The following is a 22,298-nucleotide window of genomic DNA, read 5'->3' as shown; positions in this document are numbered from 1 at the left end:
CTACAGCTGCTGAATTGCCGTGCCCAACATCTGGTCGACGGCAGAAATGACTTTTGAATTCATCTCATAAACGCGCTGACTTTCTATCAGGTTAACCAGCTCTTCCGTTACATTTACGTTGGACGTTTCTAAAGCGCCCTGAACAATAATGCCAAGCCCTTCTAAGCCCGGAATACCTTGTACAGGGTCGCCGCTGGCGCCCGTTTCACGAAACAGGTTTTGACCCGTTGGTTCTAAACCAGCCGGGTTAATAAAATTGGTTACGGTTAACTGTCCCAATACGGCTGGTTCAGCTTGCGCTGGTAGTTGCACTGATACCTGACCATCTTGCGATACGCTAATACTCAGTGCATCAGGCGGTACAACAATGTTTGGCTGCACCTGATATCCCGCACCTGAGGTAACTAAGCTACCTTCGTCATTAACGGTAAATTGGCCATTTCGGGTGTAAGAGGTGGTACCATCCGGCATTAAAACTTCAAAAAAGCCATGACCTTGTATCATCATATCCAGGCTGTTATCTGTGGTAAGCATATTGCCTTGGCTGAAATTTTTCTGCGTGGCAACCACCTTAGTACCTGCACCAATCATTAAGCCATTGGGCAATTCAGAATTTTGTGACGATGCACCACCAGGCTGATTGACGTTTTGGTACAACAGATCTTCAAAAATAGCCCGGCTTTTCTTAAAGCCTACCGTACTGGCGTTGGCCAGGTTGTTGGAAATAACCGAAATATCACGCTGCTTTGCGTCTAATCCGGTTTTGCTGATCCATAAAGCTGGATGCATGCTTGCCTCCCGGGCTTGCGCCCTGTAATAATTCTATTAGCCAATTATTCTGAGTAACTGATTCTGTTGCGTATCCATCTCTTCAGCGCTTTTCATCATTTTCACCTGCAATTCAAATTGCCGTTGTAAACTGATTAAATACGTCATCTCACCTACTGCATTTACATTGCTACTTTCAATTGCACCATTTAACAAACTCACATCGGCGCTGGCTTCGGCAATTTGGCCGTCTTTGCGACGAAACAAACCATCGGTGCCTTTTTCCATATCACTGTTTACGGGCCGAACTAACTTTATCCGCCCTGCAATCTCAATAGCACCGGCAGGAGCACCTTGTGGCAATACGCTAACCGTTCCGTCATTACCAATTTCAACCTTGGCAAGTGGCACAGGCAACTGAATAGGGCCATCATCACCCATTATTGGTAAGCCACTACTGGTTTCGAGCATACCCTGAGCAGTAATCTGTAAGTTGCCGCCACGGGTGTAAGCTTCTTTTCCGTCGGGCGCCTGAACGGCAATCCAACCATCTCCTTGAATCGCAACGTCGAGCTCTCGCTCAGTCATAATCACGGCACCAGCGTCAAAGTTTTGACCGGGCTGTTCTGTTAACGAAAACACGCGTGTTGGTAAGCCCTCACCAAAAGCCTGCATGGCTCTTGCTTGTTCAAAATCGGCTTTAAAACCAACAGTGCCAGTATTTGCCAGGTTGTTTGACCGAACCGCAATGCTATTCATATTTTCTTTAGCACCGCTCATTGCGATATATAGAAGGTGGTCCATAACGTGCTCCGCTTACAGTATCTACTGTTATAAAGCAATAATGATGCCATCTGATGGTATTTATGGTGGAATTTAGCGGAACTACGAAAATGTTATTGTTTATTAATGCATTAATAAAAAAGCACCACCGCAAGCGGTGGTGCTTTTTCCGTCAAAAATTAGCGTATCTGCAGTACTGTCTGCTGTAAGGTACTGTTCACTTCAAGCGCTCTGGAGTTAGCCTGGAAGTTACGTTGCGCACTGATCAAGTCAACCAGCTCTGTGGTTAAATTGACGTTTGATTGCTCCAACGCTGACGCGTTTACGGCACCAAAAGTGCCGGTATTACCCTGGCCACCAATCGGCTCGCCAGAGGTAATACTTTGCTTCCAGGACGTGTTACCCACTTGCTTTAAACCTTGCACGTTAGCAAAGCGTACTAATGTAACCTGTGCCAGGTAGGTAGAGTCACCATTACTGTAGCTTGCCAATACCCGACCAAACGCATCGATATCAACCCCGGTTAAGTTACCAACTGTTGTACCATCCTGACTGAGATTGGTTACATCAAAATTTGCCGCATACTGTGTAGGTAAACGCACGCCTGATGCATCACGGAAGTTAACCACAACATCATTACCAAACTGAGCACCATTATTCAGGTACCCGTTGGCGGCTAAGTTAAGATCGGCCAAAGGCAATACTATTTGTGGAATACCTAATGTGGTATCGAAGTTACCGCTTGAATCAAAATACAAATCATCACCGCTGAACCACGAATTAGGACCCGGTGGTGTTGCAACGTTGTCGTCCCACACCAAACGCGTTTCCCACTGTGATGGAGCCGGCGCTGTGGTATCAACCTTGCGAAAGTAAGTAGTTACAGTGTGTGACTCACCTAAACTGTCGTAAACCGTTACAGAAGTTGAATGGTTATACGTTGAACGATCTGTTGGATCAAAAGCAATACTCCCTGTTTCAACCGCGCGGGAATCTAAATTCATGCTAAGGAAAACATTACTGGTTTCACGGGGAGCACCCGCAGAAGTTGGAATAGAGATGGGTTGTGTTGTGCTTAAACTGACGGATTGGTTTTCACCTGTCACCGGATCGACTGAAAAGCCCTGCAAAAAGTTGCCTTTATTGTCGACAATAAAGTTGTCTTTATCCAGCTTAAACGCACCAGCCCTTGTGTAGGTTAAATCTTGCGACTGCCGATCAGGGGTCAGGGCAAAAAAGCCTTCGCCGGTAATGGCTAAATCAAGCGAATTGTTGGTAAATTGCAACGAACCTTGATTAAACTGCTGTGCTATCAATGATGTAGCAACACCATCACCCACTTTAGTTCGGCCAGAAGAGAAAATTGACGTAGCGTAGACGTCAGCAAATTCTGCCCGCGACTCTTTAAAACCTGTCGTATTGACATTGGCGATATTGTTCGCCGTGGTGTCCAAATCTTTTTGTGCTGCGGCCAAGCCGCTTAACGCGATATTAAAACTCATATTTACCTCAGCTCACTGTTAAGTGTATGAAACCTCTAACACATCACCCAATTTCACTGCACCCAGTCCAATCAGGTTCAACATAATTCCTCCAGCAGTGCCATTTAGGCTGACACTACCAACCGGCGTATAAACATTTACGGGCAAACTGCCGTTTGTACCGTCAGCATAACTAACGTCTACTTTAATTTTGTAGACACCCGCATTAACTCTATCGATAACGTCTTCGCCATCAGCGCCGGTCTCTCCAGTAGAATCATCAGGGGTTGTACTGTTACTACCTGTACCATTTGTAGTGCCATCCCAAACGAACTCGTTCTTCCCTACTTTGGGGTTTTCAACGCTAAAACTTTGTATCAACTCCCCTTTATCGTTCTCGATTCGGATCTTCATCATCGTGGCTGGCTTATCAAGTTCGATATTTCCCCTTGATAAGGTTTCGCCGGTAAACACAATCTCATCCGATTGTGTCAACACGCTACGCCCAACCAGAGAGGATGCCTGTAGCGCTTGATTCGACGTCATACTTTCGGCAAAACCTTTAAAGCTCTGATTCAATGAGCCAATACCATCAGCCATCGTAAAATTGGTCATCTGCGCAATCATCTGGTCATTTTCAACGGGTTTCGTTGGATCCTGATACGCCAACTGTTGCGTTAACAAGGCAAAGAAATCTGCCTGCGTCAAAGCCCCGTTATTCTTTTCTTCAACCTTACTGGTATTGTCCCAGTACATGCCGCCTAGGGCGGAGTTGCTATCTACTGAACTCGTCATCATTTATGCCCTTAGTTTGCCTGGCCTAAGCGCAGGGTCCGCATCACCATTTGCTTAGCTGCATCAGCTGTTTGTACATTGGTATCGTAAGAACGTGATGCAGAAATCATGTTCGCCATCTCTTCCATGATGTTTATGTTAGGTTTGTAGATGTAGCCATTTTCATCGGCTAACGGATGGTTTGGCGCGTACTCAACGTTAAGCGGCGCATCAGACTCAACAATGCCCAGCACTTTCACACCAACACTATCATCACCCTGCATCCGTTTTGCATCAGACAATTCAGCTGCAAATACAGCATGACGCCCTCTGTAAGTCTGGTCTACGCTGCTACTCACGCTATTGGCATTAGCAATATTACTGGCGGTTGTGTTCATGCGCACAGATTGCGCTGTCATGCCGCTGCCGGTAATGTCAAAAATTTTAAATGCACTCATCGTTACTGTCCTCCGCCGGTAAGCGCTTTTTTAAGGCCACTAATACGAGAGTTTAAAAACGACAGACTGGCTTGATACTCCAGACTATTTTGCATAAACGCGTTGCGCTCGCGATGGATATCAACACTATTACCATCACCCGTATCAGGTTGATCCGGGTTACGAAATTTAGTGTCGTATTGCGAAGAAGTCGAAATATTAAAATGCTGGTCATGCGTACGCGACATAGCGCCAGACTGTCGGGACTTAGCGTTATTTAGCGCCTGCTGAAAATCAATATCTTTGGCTTTATAGCCAGGTGTGTCTGCGTTCGCGATATTTTCGGCCAACACCTGAGCCCGCCGATCACGAACCAGCATAGCCTCAGGGTGCATGCCAAACGCTTTTTCAAAACTGATTGCCATTTTTTTGCCACCTGTTTATTAACGATGACAAACAATATGCAAAACTCAGGCCAAAAACTTAAACTAGGTGGATTAGGTTTTCTTGCGGTAAATAATACCGGGGTTGCAGCGGAGCATTTCAAAATCCTGGTTCAAACTTGAAAGCGATTCGGAAGCACCAAGGAATAAATAACCGCGTGGATTTAATGATTGAGCAAATTGGCGGATAATTTTTGCCTTAACATCGGCAGAAAAATAAATAAGTACATTGCGGCAAAAAATAATGTCAAATTTACCCAGTAACGCATAACTATCAAGTAAGTTAAGATGACGAAAGTTAACGTTTTTACGCACGGGTTCTTTAATTCGCATCATACCCTTACCGCTATCATCAAAGAACTTAGTCCGCCGCTCAGGCGATAATCCGCGGGACAATGCCAAACCGTCGTATTCGGCGCGCTGGCAATGCTCCAGCATGGTGTTAGAGATGTCAGTACCTAATATATGAACACCTAAGCTAAAAGCGCTCGGCCGGGTTTGCTGATATTCCATAGCTGTCATAGCAATCGAGTATGGCTCTTGGCCACTTGAACTCGCGGCCGACCAAATTTTGACGGTACGGCACGTTTTTTCCAACTCGGGAAAAATTTGTTTTTTTAATAGTTCGTACGGATAGCTATCCCTAAACCACAAGGTTTCATTTGTTGTCATTGCATCAATAACAGCAGAGCGCAATTGCCTTTCAAATGGGCTGAGGGTTTTGCTCACCAGTTCAGACAAAGAGGCGACGTTAAAACGCTGCATCAAAGGCCCTAAACGACTTTTCACCAGATATTGTTTATTCTCACCTAATACTATGCCGCATTGCTGTTCAAGAAAATCCCGGAACAATACATATTCTTTGTCTAATAATTCTTTATTGGGCACGTGGTGTCCTTAACTATTAATCGGCATGCAGCCACTTTTGTACCGATTCGGCTAACTCATCCGGATTAAATTTAGCAATAAAATCATCAGCGCCAACTTTTGACACCATTTGCTGATTAAACACCCCACTTAACGAGGTATGTAATATAACATGTAAATGTTTGAGTCTGGGATCCAGCTTTATTTCTGCAGTAAGGGTGTAACCATCCATATCTGGCATTTCTATATCAGAAATTAATAATCCTACTTTTTCTGTGACTGATTCTTGACACTCTTTGGCAACCTGCTGCAAATAGGTTAAGGCTTCCCGTCCGTTGTTGACCACATGCATTTGCAGCCCCAATCCCTCTAACGCTCGCTTCACCTGATTTCGCGCTACTGCAGAATCATCTGCAATCAAAATTAATCTATCACCTAAATCAGCAGTAATACTTTTCGTGTCTAATGTTTTGGTGATCTTTGTTGGTGACGGAGAAATTTCCTCTAGAATTTTTTCTACATCCAGGATCTCAACCAACTCCTTGTCAATTTCCGTAACTGCAGTCAAATAACTTTGTTTGCCGCTGGTGCCTTTAGGCGGAGGCATAATAGAGCCCCAGGTGATATTAATAATACGTTCAACCGAATTGACTAAAAACCCCTGCACTGAACGGTTGTATTCAGCAATAATAATAAAACTGTCCTTGAGGTTTTCTATAGGCTTGCCGCCAGTTGCCAGACTTAAATCAATTACAGAAATCGTCTGCCCACGGATATGGGCAATACCGCGCACATATTTGTTGCGCTTAGGAATTGCAGTTAAAGGCGGACATTGCAAAACTTCACGGACTTTGAAAACATTAATACCATAGCGTTGGCGCCCAACCAGTTTAAACAGCAATAATTCCAGTCGGTTTTGCCCAACGAGCTGAGTCCGCTGATTAACTGCATCTAACACACCGGCCATCGACAACTCCTTTGTATCATGTTCAGGATCAAATTCTGCTTCTTTCGGATCAATTCTTGCTTTAAGAGCTTACTAACCAAGGATAGCAACGTTAGCGTCAACATTATGTCGTATGTTATAACCCCTTGCCACTAAAGCATAGCCGAAACCATATGAAAAAGTACGAAAATTTATTTAAACAGGCACTTACCGCATTTTGCATATTTTTTTGTGTCGCAGTAACTGCGCAGCAAACCCATTTTTCGCCCGCTGAGTTAACTACTGCAGCTGACATTTGGCTAAAACAACAATTGCCAACGGATACTGACTTGCAAATCGATATTAGCGCTTTGGACAACCGGATTGGCGATAAAACCTGTACCCAACCATTAGAATTCAGCCTGTCGCAAGCCATAACTCAGCGCCAAAATACCATACAGATCCGTTGTAACACTGAAGCCAGCTGGCAGCTTTATGTGCCAGTGCGTATTGATGAGATTGTTCAGGCCGTGGTGTTACAGCAAAATGTGGCTAATGGTAGTTTAATTACCGCCGATATGTTAACAATAGCGCAGCGCGAACGTCGGTTTATTCGTGGTAGCATCGTAACCGATACATCACAGGTAATAGGCGCAAGAAGCAAAAGAACACTGTCGATGGGACAAATTTTAACCTTGCAGGATCTTTGCCTTGTCTGTAAAGGAGATGTTGTTACAATATCAGTTAGCGACAGCGGTCTTAATGTAACGGCAACAGGTTTAGCACAGTCTGACGGTAGTTTAGGCGATACTATTAGCATACTAAACCAGCAATCAAAACGTACTATCAGTGCAGAAGTGATTGCAGTAAACTTAGTCAGGGTAAAATTTTAAATTATTTCTGTATTTTTACTAAAGTTTTACTTAATGAAGCCGTTAACCTGAACATAAGGAACTGTACAAAGGTGATGAGGTCTGAACATGGCTATTAATATCAATAACTTGCAAAATACAACGCAAGTAAAAAATGACAAAGTTGAACAACAACTTCAACGTCAGCAGGCAACTGTGCAACAAAATGCCAGCCAAGGTGCTAACCAGAAGCAGGATTCTGTTTCTATTACGCCGCAGGCACAGCAGTTTTCCAAGCTAACGGAAAACGCCAGTAACAGTAATGGTATTGACCAGGACAAGGTTGATAAAATTAAGCAGGCTATTTCCGAAGGCAAATACAAAATTAATGTTGAGCAACTGGCCAGGCGTATAGTGCATTTCGAGAGTGAGATATTCGGTAAAAAATGACCCTAGCCCCTGACGACATCACCTTATTATTTGACCAGCAGCAACAGCATCTGGATGAGTTGTTGTTGCTATTGCGGCAAGAACTTGCCGCATTAGCCAGCCGCGATATCACCACCTTAGAACAGCTTACAGTAACCAAAGCTAATGTGCTTGAGCAACTTCAGCTCAGTGATAATGCGTTAGCAAAACACCCTGAATTGAACACGGTTAAACAGCAAGAGTGGTTTAAGCAGCGCGTAGTTGCGTTAGATGAACAATTGGAACAATGTAAGCGTCACAATGATATTAATCAGCAAACTTTAGAACAAAGCCAGTTGACTATAGCGCGATTAAAAACTGAGCTGCTTTCCAGCAGAGGAAAATCCGGTCTCACCTATACCAGCAAAGGTAAACCAACCGTAGACAGTAAAGGCAAAGGGATAAAAGCCTGACAAGGTGCTTAGCAGGCTACTGTGCTCACTAATATACTGCTCACTAAATACTAATAATACCTTACACTTTTAATCGTTTGGCGTGGCGTAGTATTTTGATACAGCGAATAAACCTGAGCAAAATCCAGTTCTAACTCCGTAATATACACATCGTCAACCGCATAAGTTTTAACTACACGAGCCCCGCTTATCACCCCTCTAATCGAGGTTGATAATTTTTCGTCAGTTAGCACCATATGCTGCACCTGGGTTGTCGCGTCAATTTTTTGGCCATACACCATCTCGGTCATTTCTTTATAAGCATCGAGCTTAGACGCTTTCATCGCTTGCAACATCTTGTGCTTAGGATCATTACTAAGCTGGGCACTAATAGGCGCATAGCCCACAGCGCGCAACAAAGGAAACGATTCAGGCTTAACGTCCGTATATTCTACATGGCGGTCATAAAATGACGTGCAACCACTTAACAACACACTCACCAGAGTTAGACACGGTAGCATCTTCATCGAACACCTCATCATTGCATCCTGACTAATTCACATTTATAAATATTACAGCAAAATTCGCGCCAGCATTAAGGCATGTATTTTGCTTTATCATGTAATACATCATCATCTGGTATGGGTGCTATGAACAAATTTCTCATTTTAAACGCGGTTAGTTGCCTGTTATTCAGCGTCGCAGCTAATGCTGATTGGTATGAAGCAACCGGCCAAGCTTTAATAAAGCAAGGTGATATGGCTCAAGCGCGTCAAATGGCTGTCGACGATGCAGTAAAACGTGCTGCACTTGTGGCAGGTGCCAATATTAATAGTCGTCAGCAAGTTATTAACGGCGTACTGCAGCCGGAACATTTAGGTATAAGCAGCAACAGTGAAATTAAGCAGCTGCATTTGATGTCTGAAAGCCAAAGCGCAGACATGCTTACCGTTATCATCCGGGTAGATATTGAACCAGAAGTTACCCAGTGTCAGGGCAGCGCGTATCGTAAACCTGTGCTGCTCAGTCAAATTCAGCTACAAGCCCGTCAAGATGCTATTTATGGTCAACTTTTTGAATTAGGCACAGATGCAACAACACAGCTTGAGCGTCACCTACGCGACTACAGCCCTACTGTGCTAGTCAGCACTATGCAGCAAAGCGTAACACCAGAACAGTTGGTTTATCCCGACACAGACCGCTTATTTAGCCGTGGCAACCAGTATATGCTTATGGCGACCATTAACGACTTATCACTGGGTGAAACCACAAGCAGTTTCTGGCAGGCCGAAGAAAAACAACGCTTTTTCGCCCTTAACGTTAGTCTGTATGATTTGTTTGAACAAGCTATGGTGTATCAGCAAGAATATCGAACCAGTGCAAATTGGATATATAACAATAAAAGCGCGCCATTAACCCACAGTATGGCGTTCTGGCAGCTACCCTATGGCCAAAAAATTGATCAATTGCTAAAGGCAGTTGCAGAAGAAGTACAACTGCAACTGCAGTGCAAACCCTTGCTGAGCAGTATTAAACAAGTAGAGAACAACCAAATAAGATTAGAACTTGGCAAAATGCATGGCATACAGGCTGGCGACGAGTTAGTGTTATTTCAATTACAACGCCATCCAATTAGCGCCGGAGTAAAACGCGTTTTGCAAGATCCAGTTATATTAACCGTAACAGACCAAACGGATAACCATACCTGGGCAACAACAAATAACGCCAAATTAATACAGCATATTCAACAAGGCGATGTCGTAAGTGTACGAAAAAAAACCAGTTATTAATCACACTGGTTCCAAAGCCACTACGACTCTGCTAGACTTTCGCGCCATTGCCCCATAGTTAAATGGATATAACGGCCCCCTCCTAAGGGGCAGTTGCAGGTTCGATTCCTGCTGGGGCAGCCAAAATTGCACTTACTGACTGATATTATCGGAGTAAAGTGCACCAATAACAAAATGTGGGATTAATTGTTGGGCACTGCCAGCAATAACTTTAGTGCGAAAATCAATCACTCTGGCGTTTACCATTATCCCTTTTGGGGTGTGTATCATTGTGCCCGACAAGACGTAATCAATCATTTGTATTGAATCAAGCTTATTGTGGGCCCGGCTAAAGACAAAATCACCATTTGCGGTAACCTGAATGTCACGCGTGGTTTTAAACTCGACAACGGCAATACCAAACCGCTGCAGCTGATGCATAAAGCTTTCTGCAAGCTGATTTCCAACTACGTTCGTGCGATTAAGCTCAGATCCTAGCTCAACAAAGGAGGCTATAGCAACGCGAGACGTAATGGGGAAGTTGTGCAATGTATCGACTAACTGCATCGACATTTGCGCAGCATAATCGTCCAACTGTTTATTAGAGTTAAGATTGGTTAGCGTTGGCGAAGGTAGTGTCCAGCCAATCATTGTACTACCTTGCTGCTGAGGCATTGGCGAAACAGCATCACGGCTATGATGATCATGATGTTGCCGGCGAATTTCGCTACTACACTCCCCCACGCTGTTGCAATACGTATAGCCATTTTCAATACGATGATGGCTATAACAACCGGTGATAAGCAGAGCTGTAACACCGGTAAGCAGCATTCTTGATTTCATGTAATTCTCCAATAAACAACGTGACCTATCAGTTGGTTATCGGCAAATTACGTATAACTTTAACCTTTATCGTATTTATCCCTGCTTAAATTGCAGCTGCTGATCTGCTTCATGCTGCAAAATGGCTTGAACTACTGCTGCGGGAATGAACGTACGTGCCACAGATATAACCCGCTTATTGCTAATTTGTACTAAACGTACATTTACCAGCAGGCCCATTTTATGCTTTGTCATAGTACCCGTAACCACATATTTAATTGGCAATTCAGCACTGAGTTCGGTGAAGTCACGACTTAAAGCAAAATCGCCGCCTTCTGTGACACGCACGTAGTTGGTGACTTTAAAGTCTACTACTGGCGCACCAAACTTATGTAAATCGTAAATTAGCGCTTCGCTTAAATGATTACTTAGCACACTGCCATGCAGGAGATCACTGTCAACGAAAGATAAATCGGTTACGCCGATAAAGGCGCCGTCATCCAGGGCATGATTTAATGCCATTAATTCATGTACAAGGTTTCTTGAATACTCATTAATCGTAATCAACGGCTGTTGCCGTTGTATCATAGCTGGCGTAGCGCTTTGAAATGCCTGTTGATGGCTAATTCGCTCTTGCCGGGCCGAGGAGATACCATTCACGTTAACGCCATCAGGCCCCGTTGCCGGCCCTACACAGCCTGTTAGCATAAGCGTAAATAAACTCAACCTTATACTGTTGTTCATTTTTTCTCTCCGGTTACGCTATGGCGATATAGATGATTTCCGCGTTTCATCACTTGCTGGTCACTCCAAAATACATTAATTGGAATATAATCGGTAACAGCCGCAAGCACCTTATTACTTTGCACATCAATGAGTCTGGCATTAACCATTAAGCCATCCTCTTTAATTAAGTAGGTTCCGGTTAATACGGCATCAGCACTACTGTGTAGCTTTATTCCATCCAGGTTGCGGGTCAGCGCTTGTTCGTGATTGGGTAGCAACAGCACCTGTTTACGCAAGCGGAAATCGACGGCATTAACACCATGGTTAACCGCGTAAGTCAGCATACTCTCGGCTAATTGATTCGCCAGCTGAACTTCATCTGCATCTGTCTCATTAAGGCTTAGTTTTTCTATTGGCAAAAAGCTGGTTACCGCTACGATTGGCCCAAGCTTATTTGCAAAATCAACTTTAGGCATATTTTGCAATAAACCTGCTGCAAGCCGATCAGTATAGAATTCTAACGGGTAATCACTTAGTTCTGCTGTTACAGAACGCGGGTTTGATGCCAAAGGCGCCTGATTAGCACTACAAGCGCACAGCAATAAAGCGATGACAAAGGGCGTTAACAGTTGCATATGCACCTCAAATTTTGACCTGTTTTACTTAAGCAAAATACAGGCCAAAATTAAAGGCAAGCTTTTGACGTTAAATGGCCACCGGCGCTTTAATGTGAGGATGTGCTTGATAACCATGCAAGGTAAAATCGTCGATGGTAAACGCAAAAATATCTTTTACGTCAGGATTTAACTGCATTGTTGGCATAGGATAAGGCTCGCGGGCAAGCTGGGTATTTACCTGTTCAAGATGATTGAGATAAAGATGAGCATCACCAAAGGTATGCACAAAATCACCCGGTTGTAAGTCACATACCTGCGCCACCATCAACGTTAGCAAGGCATAGCTGGCAATGTTAAACGGTACACCAAGAAAAATGTCTGCACTGCGCTGATACAACTGACATGACAACTTGCCGTCATTAACATAAAACTGAAATAACGTATGGCAAGGCGGTAGTGCTTGCTTACCCAGTTGTGCGTTTTGTCTTGGAGATATTGACGTATCAGGTAGTACCGCCGGATTCCAGGCACTAACAATCAAGCGACGAGAATCGGGAGTACGCTTAATGTCATTGATAAGTTGGCTGATTTGATCGATTACTGTGCCATCTGCGGCTTGCCAACTGCGCCATTGCGCGCCATATACCGGGCCAAGCTCGCCCGACTCTGTTGCCCATTCATCCCAAATAGACACCCCATTATCTTTCAGATAACCAATATTGGTTTCACCTTTTAAAAACCACAGTAACTCGTGAATTATAGAACGCAAATGACATTTTTTTGTCGTTACAAGCGGAAAGCCCTGCTGCAAATTAAAACGCATTTGATAGCCAAACACGCTAATAGTGCCCGTACCAGTTCTATCGGTTTTCTTATGGCCATGCTCTAATACATGCCGCATCAGATCGAGATACTGCTTCATTCTTTTACTACCTGTTTAGGGGTTTTAGCGTTGTTAACATAGGCAAATGTAATTAAACCAATACCAATAATGATCATAGGTAATGACAACCATTGCCCCATCGACATACCTGCTGATAACACACCAAGATGTGCATCTGGCTCACGATAAAACTCAACAAAAAAGCGTGCGCTGCCGTATCCGGCAAGAAACAAACCGCCCAACGCCCCTACCGGCGGGCTAAAACGGCGGTAAAGCATAATCAGTAAAAACAACACAACACCTTCAAGCGCAAACTCATACAACTGCGAGGGATGCCGGGGCGAAGGCCCAGCGCCTGGGAATAATACAGCCCAGGGCACATCTGTAGTGCGACCCCAAAGCTCTGCATTAATAAAGTTGCCTAAGCGCCCTGCTGCCAAGCCAAGTGGAATAAGGGGAGCAACAAAATCGCCTAACTGCAGATACGCTTTATTATTTTTTCTGGCAAACCACGCCATTGCGGTTAATACCCCAAGTAAGCCGCCATGAAACGACATACCACCAGTCCATATTTTAAATAAATACAACGGGTCCGTTAAAAAGTGGTCAAACTGATAAAACAAAACATAGCCAATACGCCCACCAAGAACAACACCCAAAAATCCGATAAACAGCAAGTCGCTGACCTGTTGTTCTGTCCAACCTGAGTTAGGCTTACTTGCCGCTCTGTTAGCCAACCACCATGCCAGGCCAAAAGCAACCAGATACATTAAGCCATACCAGCGTAAACTGATTGGCCCTACAGAGAAAATAATCGGATCAATTTGCGGAAATGTAATATAACTTGCAGACATAACAACCCTTAACTCAAAATCATCTTCGCCGAGACCAACAGCATGAAAATGCCAAAAATTCGTTTAATTGTCAGCACAGGAAGGTGCTGTACTAGTTTAGCCCCCAAAGGCGCAGTAAATACCGATGTTGTAACAATGCCTAAAGCCGCGGGCATATAAATGTACCCAATAAATCCATCTGTTAATTGATAGTGCTGCCAACCAGCAACAACATAGCCAAGAGAGCCAAATATGGCAATGGCTATTCCACTGGCCGCTGCAACGCCAATGGCGCGGCGCATATCCAAAGAAAAATAGTTTAGCATTGGCACAAATAACGCACCGCCGCCAATGCCCAACAAACTGGCAACACCACCTAGCACGGCAGATATTGTCATGGTGGGTAATTTACCTGGCAATCGCAGCTTGCCCACTGCAGCGCGAGAACCAAGCATCCGAAGCGCTAGCAGCAACACCGCGCAACCAAAAATCATTTGCAATACGCCAGCATCGATATTGTGAGCCAAATAGCCAACAGCCCAAGCACCAACAGCGGCGCCTACCATAACTGTACTGGCAATTTTCCAGGGAACATTTTCCAAACGATGATGCGCAGCTACAGAGGAGGTTGCCGTAATAATAACTGACGCCAAAGAAGTGGCAATTGCAACAACAATCGCCTGATCTGCCGGTACAATACCAAAAGCTGGCAGTAGCATAACCAGTGCGGGTACAATAACCAAACCGCCACCAATACCCAACATACCAGCAAGAAACCCTACCAGAACCCCCAGCAATAACGTAATAGCAAAAATGCTTAACACAAAGATCCCGTCATACCAATAAGAAGTGCATTATACCAGAGACGACGACATCGCTGCATTGAGTTAAGCTCGCAGTTGGCTTAAAAGATGTTTTTGATCCAAAAAACGTTGCATGTGTTGTCTTACTTGCCGGGCCGATTGGCATGCCAGCACCTCAGGTAACAACAAGGCTAATTCAGACATTTCAACTCTACGCAGTAACCATTTTATTTTCGCCAGATTACTACTATTCATACTAAAGCTACTGTATCCCATCGCCGCCAGCAACAGCACACCCGAGGCTTCACCAGCTAGCTCGCCACACACACTTACTGGGAACTGCAAACCTTTGGCTTGCTGTGCTAATTGATATAACGCTCGCAGCACGGCAGGATGCATTGCATCATACAGGCCAGCCACGCGGGGATTATTGCGATCAACCGCCAATAAATATTGGGTAAGGTCGTTGGTACCTACTGAACAAAAGTCAACTTTCTGAGCTAATTCAGGTAGCTGATAAATAATAGAGGGGACTTCAATCATTACCCCAATTTTAGGCTTTGGCAATTCAATGCAAAGCTCATCACTGACTTCAAAACTAGCTTGCTTGATTAACCGGATTGACTCATCAACCTCGGCTAGATCTGAAATCATGGGCAATAAAATATGCAGGTTATTCAACGCCAGATTCGCTTTTAACATAGCGCGAATTTGAACTAAAAATATTTCCGGATGATCCAGTGTCAGGCGAATGCCGCGCCAACCTAAAAAAGGGTTTTCTTCAATGATACTAAAATAGGGTAATGCTTTATCGCCGCCAACATCTAAGGTACGCATGATGACAGGCTTATCGGGATAGCACTCCAGCACCTTTCGGTACAGTTCTATTTGCTCTTGCTCGGTAGGAAACCGGCTACGCATAATGAAAGGAAACTCTGTACGATACAGTCCCACACCGCCGGTATATTCGGGGTTGGTTGTTTCCAGCTCTATCGCCAGGCCAGAGTTCACCATCAAATTAAATGCACTTCCACACGCTGATTGTGACGGCTTAGCTATTTCAGCTAAATAGCGCGCGTTTAGCTCGGCATCTTCGCTAATTAATCGCTGGTACTCTTGGCATATCGCTTCAACCGGCGATAGTAATATATGCCCCTGATAACCATCAACAATTAACCGTTGTCCTTGCCAATGTAATAACGGTAGCTCATTAACCCCCATCACGGCAGGAATACCTAAAGCACGCGCCATTATCGCGGCATGCGAATTTACCGAGCCCTTTAACGAAACAATAGCAACTAACTGCTCTCTGGGAACTTCCGCCAACATGGTCGCGGTGACATTTTCTGCCACCAACACAACTTGCTGTGGCAATTTAATTTTACGTTGCTCGGTATCAAGAAGGTTGTTTAGTACCCGCTGGCCAAGATCACGAATATCCGTGCCCCGTTCACGCAAATACGCATCGTCCATATCATCAAACTGACGGGCAAACTTCTCAACTACCCGTTTAAGAGCACTTTTAGCACACCATCCTTGCGCTATTTGTTGCTCTATTTCGCGGCCTAAACTCGCAGCATCAAGTAGCTGGTGATACACATCGAAAATGGCTAATGCATCGGGTGGCAAATGCCCACTCATTCGCTCAGCCAAACGATTAAACTCTGCTTTTGTAATTTTTACGGCGCGATAAAAATGCGCTAACTCTTTTTCAGGATCATCGGCTCGCTTGAGCGAAATGGCATTAAAATCATTGGCAGGTTGTAATACATAGGCTTGGCCAATTGCAATGCCTGGTGAGCCAGGTAAACCTTTAAGTTGGCCTGTTTGAATTTGACTTGGGCTACTTTCACTGGCGGCTTGACGCATTTCTGCATTAGCCAAAACGGATGCAAGTTGTGCAGCCAGCGTAACCAGAAAGGACTCTTCATCTTCGTTAAACACCCGCTCTGCCGCTTGCTGAATAGTCAGCACACCTAAGACTTTACGATGGTGAATAATAGGGCAGCCTAAGAAGGCGGAAAAACGATCCTCGCTAACTTCAGGTGTAACTTTAAAGCGCGGGTGTAAATGGGCTTTAGCTAAATTAATGGGTTCTTCGCGTTGTCCAACCCAGCCAATCAAACCTTCGGAAAAACCAATAGCAATATTACCAATAGCATCTCGGTTAAGACCATCGGTTGCCATCAACATAAAATGCTGCTGTTCATAATTAGCAAGGTATACCGAACAACATTCGGTAACCAATGCTTGTTTTATGCTAGTCACTAAGCCAGCTAGCGCACTTTGAAGCACTGGCTCTTGTGCTACATCCTGAACAATTCGCCTTAACTGGCCTAACATAAGAGCCTCTTTTTCAGTCTAGCTAATTGTCTACCTGCTTTAATAATTCTTTTTCTTGCCTTCGCGGCGGATAAACGGCAAAGCGATAGGAGCAAATTCTTTCATGACTTTTCGATAAACTTCCCGCTTAAAGGCAACAACCTGCCGTACAGGATACCAATAACTAACCCAACGCCAGCTATCAAACTCTGGGTGAGTGGTTTTAAGTAAGTTTACATCTTCGTCAGCGCAGGTCAGACGCAGCAAAAACCATTTTTGCTTCTGGCCAATACACACCGGGTTACTGTCTTTGCGAATAAGTCGTTTCGGCAGTTTATACCTTAACCAATGCTTTGTTGTGGCGATTATTTCCACATCCGCAGCGGTAAGGCCAACCTCTTCATGTAACTCGCGAAACATAGCTTGTTCTGGCGTTTCGCCATCATCAATGCCACCCTGTGGATATTGCCAGGAATGCTGACCATATCGTTTTGCCCAAAACACCTGTCCCTGGTGGTTACAAATCACTATGCCGACATTGGCCCGAAAACCTTCGGCATCGATCACACAAACCTCTGGCGGATCTTAAAACAATATGTAAAAGATTCTTTCATAAAGTCGGGACTTGGGCAAACGGTATTTTCAGCACACCTTTTACAGACTTATCCACAACATTGCATATTAAGCACAGCACAATGTGCACTTTTTCACAGGATGTGTTGATAAAACTGTGCACAAGCACAATTAAAACACTGAATAAGTTAATCGGTTAGTGTTTAAGCACATCAAAAACATAAACAAAAACGATATAAATCATAAATTTATATTAAATTCAGCTTTGAAAAACTTATCATTGTGCTGTGCGTAAGTCAGTTTGCTGCGTTTTTAAGCAGCCAAAAGGTCCGAAAAATGCTAGCGTGTCGTTACAGCCATTTAATATGACTAATATGTTCACTTCTCCAGCATCATTGTCCGAATTAACAACGCGAAGTCAGGCTCTGGCAGGTTTGTCACTGGGACAAATTGCTACACAGCTTTCAATACCAGTGCCTGAAAATCTTAAAAAAGACAAAGGATGGGTTGGCCAATTACTTGAACAGGTACTTGGTGCGACGGCAGGTTCAAAAGCAGAACCTGATTTTCCACATCTGGCCGTAGAATTAAAAACCTTACCAATTGATCAATGCGGCAAACCTTTAGAAAGCACCTATGTTTGCGTCGCGCCCTTAACGGGTGTTGCAGGGCTGCAATGGCATGAGTCATGGGTATGTCGCAAATTGCAACATGTGTTATGGGTGCCGATTTTGGCTGAACGCCATATTCCATTAGCAGAGCGCATGATTGGCACACCGTTTTTATGGCAACCATCCGCTATACAGCAACAGGCATTGCAGCAAGACTGGGAAGAACTGATGGAAAAGATAACCCTAGGCGGCATTGCAGATATCAAAGGCGCTCAAGGTAAGCTACTACAACTTAGGCCCAAGGCGGCTAACAGTAAAGCAATGACTAATGCGATAGGTGCAAATGGCGAACCAATTCGCACCTTACCCAGAGGGTTTTATCTTAAAGCCAGCTTTACAGCGAGCTTATTAAAGCAACAGTTCAACCTGCTTTAGTGGCTATATTTTTCCACAATACGGTTATATCGACCGTCAGCGCGCAATTGTGCTAACCCGACATTAAACTGCTGTACCTGATCTTCTTGTACCGACGCCTTACTAAACATAACGAACACATCAGATTGACCTAAGCTAATGCTGTGCGGCTGAATGTATTTGTCTAAACCTTTACGACGTAAAATTGACGCACCAACAAAACTGTCCTCCAGCAAACCATCAATCTCTTCATCCAGTAAGCGCGCCATATTAAGCTCGCTAATAATGGCGCCGACAAACTGCGTACGTCGTGTTTCATCAGCATACAGCGCAGCAACTTCATCACCGTAATAATATTCGTTAACTACACCAACTTTGTGCCCTGCATCAACAAAAGCTTTTAAATCAGCGTATGCCGGATGCTCCGTATTTTTTCGCACATATAATTGAAAGCGTTCTTGACGGTAAGGTTCTGAGAAATACGCAAAGGACTCTCGCTCTTGCGTTTTTGACGCCCCCAGCACAAAGTCAACGTCACCGTTTTTTAATAATGAAAGTAATTCTACCCAGCTGCCCTGCACCACATTAAGATCACAGCCCATTGAAGACGTGATGGCCTCCACCAACTCAACATCAAGGCCTGCAGCTTTATTGCCTACCGACATATATTGATAGGGCTCCCATGCATCCATGCCAAAGGTTAACTCACAGTTTGTCTTTGCCACCGCATCGTCACCAGTAACAGATTGCGGTACGACTGTTTGAGCTTGTTCAGCAGGTTTACAACTTAGTAGAAACACGGATACTGCAATAATTAACATCATATAAAATCGCATCTTACACCTCGAGGCATTGCTTATATGATTCAAAGCTTAGTGTATAACTTAAAATTCTGCTGCTTAATTAAGCGGATAAAGCAACCAACCGCTGGTTAAATTACTGATAAAAATACGACATTTCCTGTAAAAGGCCCAAGTTAGGGCTAGCTTAACCTACCGGTGAAAACTGTCGTATGCTTAGTGTTAGGGCCTTAATACTACTGCTCAGCTGAGCTTGTCGACAGGCAAGGTACATTGGCCGACGAAGCCCTTCTGGTCCTAACGCGATAGAGCAGATTAACCCTTGCTGCTGGTAAGGCTGTGCCATCCAGGATGGCATCACAGCAATCCCCTGCCCTGCGGCAACCAGCTGTAAAATTTGACTGCCTTGTGCCACAGGTTTTACCTTACCTTTAAAATCAGTCTCAGCTAAAAAATGCCGAAATACATCCTGTCGAGCCACAGGTACGGGATAACTCAACAACGTTTCACTGATTAACTGAGCTGGCTTGATGTAAGTACAATTTGCTAGCGCATGATCAGGGCTCAACAGCAAACGCAACTCCATATCAAATAAATGATGAAAGCTCACTTGCTCCGTCATGCGAATATCTGTGGTTAGCACAACATCAAGCTGCTGATGCAATAACGCCTCTATAGCGTTATGTTCTATAAACGGGACGAACTCTACCGCAGGGAGATTAGGTTGGGCATTAAAATGCCGCACAGCAGGCAACAACCAGTGAAAGCAAGCATGGCATTCAACACATAATTGCAGTGCTTGGGTGTCGTCATTTCCAGCCTTAAGTTGCTCAGTTACCTCATCGACAGCAGGCAATACTTTGCGTGCTAATTTAAGCAATAATTCACCCGCATGAGAAAACTGTACCGGCTGTGTTTTGCGTTCAAACAACACTGAACCAACCCGGTGTTCCAGCTCTTTGAGCTGATGAGATAGTGCCGACTGTGTAACACACAACATGTTTGCCGCGGCTTGAACAGAGCCAGTGTCAAATAACGCTCGAACCGTGCGTAAATGTTTTATTTCTATCATGTTGAAGATTCTTCATTTGGTTGCGGAATTATTTTCATTTGCGTTACACAGCATAACGCTCGATCATGGACATGTAAACTTCTAGATGTCCACAAGAGGAGCGTAAAATGCAAACACATAACTTAGGATTTCCACGAATTGGTGCCAAACGTGAATTAAAACGGGCGCTGGAAGCCTATTGGCAAGGTGATATAAACCAACAACAACTGCTACAAACGGGTGCCGAGCTACGCCAAACGCATTGGCAATTGCAAAAAGAAGCCGGGGTCGACCTGATCCCCGTGGGTGATTTCGCCTGGTATGATCATATTTTAACAACGTCTTTGCTACTGGGTGTTGTGCCTGAACGCCACCAAAATGGCGTTAACAACATTGACCTTGATACCCAGTTTAGAATTGCTCGCGGACGCGCACCGAAAGGAAAACCGGCCGCAGCCAGTGACATGACAAAATGGTTTAACACGAACTATCACTATATCGTACCGGAGTTCACTAAAGACCAAGAGTTTACGCTTTGCGATAAATTTTGGTTCGAGCAAATAACAGAAGCCAAGCAAGCCGGTGTTAATGCAAAGCCGGTATTAATAGGACCACTTACCTTTTTGTATTTGGGTAAAACCACAGATGACAGCGATAAACTTACATTGTTGCCAAAACTTTTAAATGTATATCAGCGCATTCTGCAGCAACTTGAACGGCTCGATATCACTTGGTTGCAACTTGACGAACCTATACTGGCACTGGAACTGGATGATGAATGGTTACAGGCATTACTAAGCAGCTATCAGCAGCTGGACAAAGGTAGCGTAAAGCTACTGATAGCAACATACTTCGGTGATATAGGTCACTATTTACCTGCATTGTCTGCCCTACCGATTGACGGTATTCATGTAGATTTAATTGCCGAGCAAAGCGATCTGGCGGCACTGCATCAGGCGATACCTGCGCATTGGGTATTATCTGCCGGTGTTATTAATGGCCGTAATATCTGGCGTACCGACTTGCTTAGCGCTTTTCATACCCTCAAACCAGTGTATCAGGCGCGAGGCAATAACCTGTGGCTAGCGCCCAGTTGCTCGTTGTTGCACAGCCCGGTAGATCTGGATCTGGAAACCCGGCTGGATGACGAAATCCGCAGCTGGTTTGCATTTGCTAAACAAAAATGCCAGGAACTGGCGCTGTTGAAACAGGCGCTGTTAACAGATCAGCTAGATAAGATTGTCTGCTACAGCCAAAGCATTCAGGCTCGTCAAGCATCAAGCCGGGTACAAAATCCGGCGGTACAACAGGCTGTTGCAGCATTAAAACTACAAAGCACCGATCGTGCCCAGCCCTACCCTGTGCGTCAGCAGGCACAACAGCAACACTTTTCACTGCCATTGCTTCCCACCACCACCATTGGTTCATTTCCGCAAACAGCAGAGATCCGTCAAAGCCGCTTGGCAGTAAAGACCGGCAAAATTGACCAAGCCACCTATCAGGGGCAAATTGAACAACACATTCAACTTGCCATACTAGGGCCTGTTGATCTTTGCTGTTTATAATTCAGCCAACCCACATTGGCAGCCATAATAGACAGCAAGCCAAGGCAAGTGTACTTGCATAATTCCGGGCCAATTTATCATACCGGGTTGCTACTGAACGGTAATGTTTTAGCCTGGCAAACACGTTCTCTACTAAATGGCGATATTTGTACAGACACCAATCAATATCGCCATTTCCAATTTTTGAATTACGTTTACGCGGTATCGTTGGGACGCCATTTTTCGCTCGGATCTGCTCCCGTACTTTCTCACTGTCATAGCCCCGGTCTGCGATAACATGCTCGGCATCAGGCAGTTGTTCAAGTAACTCTATAGCTGCT

General features: G+C 44.5%; 26 protein-coding genes and 1 tRNA gene. 7 read left to right on the top strand and 20 right to left on the bottom strand.

Going from position 1 to position 22,298, the window contains the following annotated elements; translation table 11 throughout:
* From flgG to H595_RS0115215, 8 genes are all read right to left on the bottom strand, one after another.
* Entirely contained in the window at positions 1–789 is a 789-nt protein-coding gene (gene flgG, locus H595_RS0115250; protein ID WP_027671990.1) for a flagellar basal-body rod protein FlgG, read from the bottom strand.
* 36 nt (positions 790–825) lie between these two features.
* Positions 826–1,572, bottom strand: a complete 747-nt coding sequence (locus H595_RS0115245; protein ID WP_027671989.1) for a flagellar basal body rod protein FlgF — start codon at positions 1,570–1,572, stop codon at positions 826–828.
* A 158-nt stretch (positions 1,573–1,730) separates the two neighbouring features.
* The gene (flgE, locus tag H595_RS0115240; RefSeq protein WP_027671988.1) at positions 1,731–3,053 is read right to left on the bottom strand and encodes a flagellar hook protein FlgE; all 1,323 of its coding nucleotides are present in this window, start codon (positions 3,051–3,053) and stop codon (positions 1,731–1,733) included.
* Positions 3,054–3,071: 18 nt separating this feature from the next.
* Positions 3,072–3,830, bottom strand: a complete 759-nt coding sequence (locus tag H595_RS0115235; protein WP_240474916.1) for a flagellar hook assembly protein FlgD — start codon at positions 3,828–3,830, stop codon at positions 3,072–3,074.
* A gap of 8 nt (positions 3,831–3,838) precedes the next feature.
* Entirely contained in the window at positions 3,839–4,264 is a 426-nt protein-coding gene (gene flgC / locus H595_RS0115230; protein WP_027671986.1) for a flagellar basal body rod protein FlgC, read from the bottom strand.
* Between the two features lie 2 nt (positions 4,265–4,266).
* Complete coding sequence (gene flgB / locus H595_RS0115225) at positions 4,267–4,668, bottom strand: flagellar basal body rod protein FlgB (RefSeq protein WP_027671985.1); 402 nt, start codon at positions 4,666–4,668, stop codon at positions 4,267–4,269.
* Between the two features lie 72 nt (positions 4,669–4,740).
* Entirely contained in the window at positions 4,741–5,574 is an 834-nt protein-coding gene (locus tag H595_RS0115220) for a CheR family methyltransferase (RefSeq protein ID WP_027671984.1), read from the bottom strand.
* Positions 5,575–5,590: 16 nt separating this feature from the next.
* Positions 5,591–6,520 carry a chemotaxis protein CheV gene (locus H595_RS0115215; protein ID WP_027671983.1) on the bottom strand — a complete coding sequence of 310 codons (930 nt, stop codon included), beginning with the start codon at positions 6,518–6,520 and terminating at the stop codon, positions 5,591–5,593.
* A 152-nt stretch (positions 6,521–6,672) separates the two neighbouring features.
* On the opposite strand from H595_RS0115215, the gene flgA reads away from it, so the two are divergent.
* The 3 genes from flgA to flgN all read left to right on the top strand — a co-directional run bounded on the left by flgA (position 6,673) and on the right by flgN (position 8,210).
* The gene (flgA, locus tag H595_RS0115210) at positions 6,673–7,371 is read left to right on the top strand and encodes a flagellar basal body P-ring formation chaperone FlgA (RefSeq protein ID WP_027671982.1); all 699 of its coding nucleotides are present in this window, start codon (positions 6,673–6,675) and stop codon (positions 7,369–7,371) included.
* 87 nt (positions 7,372–7,458) lie between these two features.
* The gene (gene flgM / locus H595_RS0115205; protein WP_027671981.1) at positions 7,459–7,779 is read left to right on the top strand and encodes a flagellar biosynthesis anti-sigma factor FlgM; all 321 of its coding nucleotides are present in this window, start codon (positions 7,459–7,461) and stop codon (positions 7,777–7,779) included.
* Entirely contained in the window at positions 7,776–8,210 is a 435-nt protein-coding gene (gene flgN / locus H595_RS0115200; protein WP_027671980.1) for a flagellar export chaperone FlgN, read from the top strand. The genes flgM and flgN overlap by 4 nt, the downstream gene beginning before the upstream one ends.
* 50 nt (positions 8,211–8,260) lie before the next feature.
* Here the strand turns inward: flgN and H595_RS0115195 are convergent, their stop codons facing one another.
* A complete protein-coding gene (locus H595_RS0115195; RefSeq protein ID WP_027671979.1) occupies positions 8,261–8,716 on the bottom strand; it encodes an LPP20 family lipoprotein in 456 nt (151 codons plus the stop codon).
* A gap of 123 nt (positions 8,717–8,839) precedes the next feature.
* Here H595_RS0115195 and H595_RS0115190 point away from each other — a divergent pair, with 123 nt between their 5' ends.
* Together H595_RS0115190 and H595_RS0115185 are read left to right on the top strand one after the other, a co-directional pair.
* A complete protein-coding gene (locus H595_RS0115190) occupies positions 8,840–9,979 on the top strand; it encodes a flagellar assembly protein T N-terminal domain-containing protein (RefSeq protein WP_027671978.1) in 1,140 nt (379 codons plus the stop codon).
* A 48-nt stretch (positions 9,980–10,027) separates the two neighbouring features.
* Positions 10,028–10,102: transfer RNA gene (locus tag H595_RS0115185), tRNA-Arg, on the top strand.
* A 9-nt stretch (positions 10,103–10,111) separates the two neighbouring features.
* Here the strand turns inward: H595_RS0115185 and H595_RS0115180 are convergent.
* From H595_RS0115180 to rppH, 8 genes are all read right to left on the bottom strand, one after another.
* A complete protein-coding gene (locus tag H595_RS0115180) occupies positions 10,112–10,801 on the bottom strand; it encodes a FlgO family outer membrane protein (RefSeq protein ID WP_027671977.1) in 690 nt (229 codons plus the stop codon).
* 75 nt (positions 10,802–10,876) lie between these two features.
* Positions 10,877–11,524, bottom strand: a complete 648-nt coding sequence (locus tag H595_RS0115175) for a FlgO family outer membrane protein (RefSeq protein ID WP_027671976.1) — start codon at positions 11,522–11,524, stop codon at positions 10,877–10,879.
* A complete protein-coding gene (locus H595_RS0115170) occupies positions 11,521–12,141 on the bottom strand; it encodes a FlgO family outer membrane protein (RefSeq protein WP_027671975.1) in 621 nt (206 codons plus the stop codon). Before H595_RS0115170 ends, H595_RS0115175 begins: the two co-directional genes overlap by 4 nt.
* 70 nt (positions 12,142–12,211) lie before the next feature.
* Positions 12,212–13,045 carry a thymidylate synthase gene (locus H595_RS0115165; protein ID WP_027671974.1) on the bottom strand — a complete coding sequence of 278 codons (834 nt, stop codon included), beginning with the start codon at positions 13,043–13,045 and terminating at the stop codon, positions 12,212–12,214.
* On the bottom strand, positions 13,042–13,860 hold the full coding sequence (gene lgt, locus H595_RS0115160; RefSeq protein WP_027671973.1) for a prolipoprotein diacylglyceryl transferase: 819 nt from the start codon (positions 13,858–13,860) through the stop codon (positions 13,042–13,044). The genes H595_RS0115165 and lgt overlap by 4 nt, the downstream gene beginning before the upstream one ends.
* Before the next feature lie 8 nt (positions 13,861–13,868).
* A complete protein-coding gene (locus H595_RS0115155) occupies positions 13,869–14,663 on the bottom strand; it encodes a sulfite exporter TauE/SafE family protein (protein WP_051219935.1) in 795 nt (264 codons plus the stop codon).
* 63 nt (positions 14,664–14,726) lie between these two features.
* Entirely contained in the window at positions 14,727–16,985 is a 2,259-nt protein-coding gene (gene ptsP, locus H595_RS0115150) for a phosphoenolpyruvate--protein phosphotransferase (RefSeq protein WP_027671971.1), read from the bottom strand.
* A gap of 39 nt (positions 16,986–17,024) precedes the next feature.
* Positions 17,025–17,531 carry an RNA pyrophosphohydrolase gene (gene rppH / locus H595_RS0115145; RefSeq protein ID WP_027671970.1) on the bottom strand — a complete coding sequence of 169 codons (507 nt, stop codon included), beginning with the start codon at positions 17,529–17,531 and terminating at the stop codon, positions 17,025–17,027.
* 371 nt (positions 17,532–17,902) lie between these two features.
* Here rppH and mutH point away from each other — a divergent pair, with 371 nt between their 5' ends.
* Entirely contained in the window at positions 17,903–18,583 is a 681-nt protein-coding gene (gene mutH / locus H595_RS0115140) for a DNA mismatch repair endonuclease MutH (protein WP_338109731.1), read from the top strand.
* Here mutH and H595_RS0115135 read toward each other — a convergent pair.
* Both H595_RS0115135 and H595_RS0115130 read right to left on the bottom strand, forming a co-directional pair.
* A complete protein-coding gene (locus tag H595_RS0115135) occupies positions 18,580–19,386 on the bottom strand; it encodes a substrate-binding periplasmic protein (protein WP_240474915.1) in 807 nt (268 codons plus the stop codon). The two genes, mutH and H595_RS0115135, sit on opposite strands and share 4 nt — an antisense overlap.
* A 163-nt stretch (positions 19,387–19,549) precedes the next feature.
* Positions 19,550–20,434 (bottom strand): LysR substrate-binding domain-containing protein, encoded by an 885-nt coding sequence (locus H595_RS0115130; protein WP_027671967.1) that lies wholly within the window; start codon positions 20,432–20,434, stop codon positions 19,550–19,552.
* A gap of 107 nt (positions 20,435–20,541) precedes the next feature.
* Between H595_RS0115130 and metE the strand changes: the two genes are divergently transcribed.
* A complete protein-coding gene (gene metE, locus H595_RS22535) occupies positions 20,542–21,978 on the top strand; it encodes a 5-methyltetrahydropteroyltriglutamate--homocysteine S-methyltransferase (protein WP_051219934.1) in 1,437 nt (478 codons plus the stop codon).
* Position 21,979: 1 nt separating this feature from the next.
* Here the strand turns inward: metE and H595_RS0115120 are convergent.
* Positions 21,980–22,298 (bottom strand): IS5/IS1182 family transposase (locus tag H595_RS0115120; RefSeq protein ID WP_027671966.1); only part of this gene is annotated, 319 nt, incomplete at its 5' end.

Source organism: Rheinheimera baltica DSM 14885, from assembly GCF_000425345.1.
Taxonomy (GTDB): Bacteria; Pseudomonadota; Gammaproteobacteria; order Enterobacterales; family Alteromonadaceae; genus Alishewanella; species Alishewanella baltica.
Note: the sequence above shows the minus strand (reverse complement) of the source record. Positions and strands in the feature narration are given on the sequence as shown.